The sequence below is a fragment of the Vibrio sp. 1562 genome (assembly GCF_033340155.1).
In the GTDB taxonomy this organism is placed as follows: domain Bacteria; phylum Pseudomonadota; class Gammaproteobacteria; order Enterobacterales; family Vibrionaceae; genus Vibrio; species Vibrio alginolyticus.
On the sequence record NZ_JAWOVY010000317.1, the window covers coordinates 1 to 715 of the forward strand.

General features: G+C 48.4%; 1 protein-coding gene. It reads right to left on the reverse strand.

Annotated elements, in window-relative coordinates; translation table 11 throughout:
- Window positions 1-715: molecular chaperone (yegD, locus tag R7Z49_RS24920; protein ID WP_318112370.1), on the reverse strand; the 715-nt coding region annotated here is incomplete at both ends.

Here is a 715-nt window from a genome sequence, read left to right on the forward strand (position 1 = left end):
TAAACCTCAAGCAAGCGCGCTAGTTTTTCTGGCTCTTGCGCCTGTTTCTGCAACAGTTTTAACGCCGCTAAGTTCTCACGTGAGTAAAAGTCGTTTTGCGCTTCAACGTTATTGATAGCAATCGGATTCCAAAACTGAGTCGTCGGCATCACAATGCCCGATTCCATCTTGCTTTCCATCCCAAACGGGAACATCAACTGTTTGAAAGCCAACGCGATATCCAGATCGTTACCGCCGACACGCTGACCACTGTGAGCCAACAAACTTGCCGTTCTGTCTGCTTTTCCTCGCCAAGATGGCCCCATCTGAATCAAAGAACAGTCGGTTGTACCACCACCGATATCCACCACCAAAATCAGTTTGTCTTCGCTAAGCGTCGCTTCGTATTCTAATCCAGCGGCGACGGGCTCAAACTGAAATTCGATATTTTGAAAACCGGCACGCTTCGCAGCGCGAAGCAAAATATTCTCCGCTTGAATGTTCGCCGTTTCTCCACCACGACCATGAAAGTTGATTGGGCGACCAATCACCGCATCCGTAATGCTTTGCTGAGCATGGTTTTCTGCCTGAGCTTTGATGTTGTCCATCATGGCGCAAACCAGATCTTCAAAGAAGCTCAGCTGAACATCACGCAAGCCAGATGCTCCAAGAAACGACTTTGGTGACTTCACGTAATAGATATCGCGTGGGTCTTCTAAATAGCGGTTCAACGCTG